At 55.4% G+C, this 3,300-nt stretch carries 2 protein-coding genes and 1 pseudogene; all 3 read right to left on the reverse strand.

Annotated features, from left to right (window positions below; all coding sequences use genetic code 11):
- On the reverse strand, window positions 1-369 hold a 369-nt coding region (locus VEZ52_RS14390), incomplete at its 3' end, for an exonuclease domain-containing protein (protein ID WP_324837424.1).
- A 1-nt stretch (window position 370) separates the two neighbouring features.
- Window positions 371-2,185, reverse strand: coding sequence for a putative nucleotidyltransferase substrate binding domain-containing protein (locus tag VEZ52_RS14395; protein ID WP_324837425.1), 1,815 nt, complete (start codon window positions 2,183-2,185; stop codon window positions 371-373).
- A 1,031-nt stretch (window positions 2,186-3,216) separates the two neighbouring features.
- Window positions 3,217-3,300, reverse strand: a pseudogene (locus VEZ52_RS14400) (RNA-binding protein); the annotation flags it as partial.

Here is a 3,300-nt window from a genome sequence, read left to right on the forward strand (position 1 = left end):
GTATTGCAGATAATAGCCCACCAGTGTTCTGCCTCTGACAAACTGAAGAAAAGCCGACAACACATCCTGAAGCGGCAGACCCGTGCTGAAATCACACGGGCGCAACCCGTGCACGCGCACATTCTGCCCGTCAGGGGCATGCTGCGGCGTTATCAGCGCGTAAAAGGCGTCTCTGGTGCAAAGACGCCGGCCGTCTATGCAGACGGCGGCGATGGATAAAAGCTCCGCCTCCTTCACATTGAGCGAAGTTGTTTCGCAATCAATGCTCACAAGCAGGCCGTCATCCTGATCCAGCAGGGAACGGTAAGGTTCCCGCAGGCCGCGCATGCGCCAGCGGCGCGTCACGGCCTGTATCCAGGTGTTTTGCATTTCAGAACCTGTCCAGCCCGTAGCGCTGGCTGATCATGCGCTTGAAGCGCTTGACCACCTGGAGGGCGTCCTGCAACAGGTCTTTGTCCAGGGTGGACAGGGAGGCCGTATCAATCTCGTTGTTCAGGGAGTTCCCCTTGCGCAGCATTTCAAGGCCCGCGTCCAGCCGCAGGCGCATCAGAAAGGCCAGAGATTCGGCCAGATCATCTGCCTGTGATTTTTCAATAGTACTGCGTGATGTGAGGGCCTCCAGTCTGTCAAAGGTGTTGGTGGCGTCAATGCCCGCCTCCAGCGCCAGAATACGGGCACCGTGCACAATGGGAAAAATGCCCGCTTTCTTGATGTCGAGCAGTGCGTTTTTTTCGCGGTTCAGCAGTTGCCGCCAAAAGCCGCTTTCGCCTGCTCGGCTAGGGAACTGTTCAATGGGCAGGGCCATGCGCGCAAGCCACGCCGCGTCATCGTGCAGGGCCAAGCGCAAGGCCTTGCGGCAGGCTTCAAGCCATGAGGCCGGGCCGGAGACTGTCTCCGCATCCAGAAAAATTGCCAGATGCATAAGCCCCTCGCCCTGCGCGGAATCCGCCCACTGGCGCAAGGTTTGCTCCCATCCGCGTACCGTGTGCCGCCAGAGCGGCTGGTTCACCATCATGCTGCCTGGGCAGGGCGGGTAGCCAAGGCTGAGCATGCGCTCCGTAAAGCTGTTTGCAGAGTGTTCCACCTCCTTTTCGTCCAGGCCTTCCGCAAGAATCAGCGCGTTGTCCTGGTCAGTTTTCAGTATCTGCTCGCCCCGTCCTTCTGAGCCAAGAGCGAGCAGGGCGCTTCCGGCAAATACGGCGGGCGTGGCCGTCATCTGCCAGAGGCGGGCCATGAGCTGCGCGTTGAGCACCTGCACAAGGCGCGCGAGCTGCGGCGTTTTTATGCCCTGGGTAACGAGGGTTGTTACCAGGGCTTCCATGTCCCGCATGGCGCTGTGCAGGTCGGCCAGTGTGCTGGCCGCCTCGAGCTGCCGCGCTATGGACAGGGAATGGTTGGAAAAATAGGAAAGCAGGTCGATCATGGCCAGAACGCCCACAGGCTGCCCCTTGTCCGTCACCACGATACGATGGATGTTGCGGCGGGTCATGAGGAGCAGGGCGTTGAAAAGGTAGTCGTCCTTTTCGCAGCTCAGCAGGGAAAACCGTGCGCAGGCCTTGAGCGGCGTCTGGTTGGAAACCGCGTTGGCCACGATGTCGCAAAAGTCGCCGGTGGTGAAAATTCCGGTGCTGGAACCGTCGCGCACAAAGATGGATCGCCTCCGGCTTTCCTTCATGCGCTGCGCGGCGTGGGCAATGGTATCCGTTGCTTCGGCAAATATGGGGGGGCGAAAGCCCGCATCGCTGATCTTGACCGCAAAAAGGCTCTGCCATTCGCGGCGGTCGCGGTTTTGGGCAAGTTGGCCCAGCTTGTCGGACACGGTTGCAAAAAAGTACGCGCCGAAAAGCGAGTTCTTTTCCGTCAGGGCCAGCACCTCACGCCCTGGGAACACGCAAAGCAGCACTTCTTCGTGCGCCACAAACCTGCGCCGCGTTTTGCCTGTGGCCAAGGCGCGGCAGTCAAAAGCCTCGTGTTCGCGGTATGCGCCCACAATTTCCTCGCCCGACATTTCACGAACAAGGCCCTTCATGACCAGATAGAGCGCATCAACCTTACTCCCCGAGACAAGAATTTCCTGATCATTGCTGAAAAACAGGATGTTGGCAGAGGCCGACAGGGCAGATGCCTCTGCCTTGGTCAGCAGATCAAATGGGGGGTGCGTGAGGTCAAAGCGGGTGCTGGGCATAATCCGTCCTGAATGCGTCCCTGCAGTATGATTGCATTTTTACCGACAGTGCTGTGCTTGCGTGATTTTCCTGTTGTGTGAATAATGTTTGCATTTAATAGAAACTGTTTGATCAATGAATGCATTGTTATTTTTGAAGATGCTATAATTATTAAATGTAAATAGCGCATGTGAAATATTTCATTGATTGTTTATACAATTCAAAAAAAATAGATTTACCACAAAATTTATTATTGAAATTATAAATACACTACAATTAACAACCTTAACATTGCAATAATTATTTTTTGTAGTCGCTAATGTTTATAAAAGTAAATTATAAATAAAAATTTTTGTTAAAATATTTATTTCTATGCTCGCTAATGATCAAGTTGACGGGATTGTATGCAGTATGTGTTGCTAAAGTACGCTGGTTCAGTAGAAAAAAATGGAATGCAATAGCCGCGGGTTTTATGACTTGTGGGGCTTTCCCCTGTCACAGCAAACAATTGGTGGGCGTGCCGCGCAGCGGTTTTGCTGGCTGGAGCCGGGGACCGGGCTGCAATGCCTTTGTCTTATTGCATAGCAATGCAGTCTGGTTTTTACGCGGAGGGAACAAGGGGTGAGGCGGGGACGGTCAGTCGGTTCTCTGCGCGGTCGGAACGAAGTTTTTGTCACATGATGGGGCAGGCGCAGGAGTGATGCGCAGGAATAGGCGGGGCACATGCGTGGAGGGTGGACAGCTGGCAAGCGCGTGAGCGTGTTGCTTCGAACAATGGGATTTGCGGTATCTGAAGAGGGGTAAGCGGCAGCTTAGCTGTGAGTTTGGCAACGCGTGGGATGGTTCATCGTTTGTCTGTGGAGCATGTGGGGGAGAAATATTCGGCGGATGCCCGGTAGGAGGCAAAATTGCTGCGGCGGGGCTTTCGTCAGACAGTATCTGCCGAACCGCCCCGCCGCGCTAGAATGTGCAGGAGCGCCCTCAGGCACCCCAAAGGTGCGCGCAACAAAAAACGCCCCAATTGGGGCGTGTCTTTGTCCGTTACAGCGCCCTAGTAGCGGGGCTGGCGCGGGGCTCTGGGTTTGGCTTCGTTCACGCGCAGCGTGCGACCGCCAAAGCTGAAGTTGTCCAAAGC

This window comes from Desulfovibrio sp., from assembly GCF_035644575.1.
Classification (GTDB): Bacteria; Desulfobacterota; Desulfovibrionia; order Desulfovibrionales; family Desulfovibrionaceae; genus Desulfovibrio.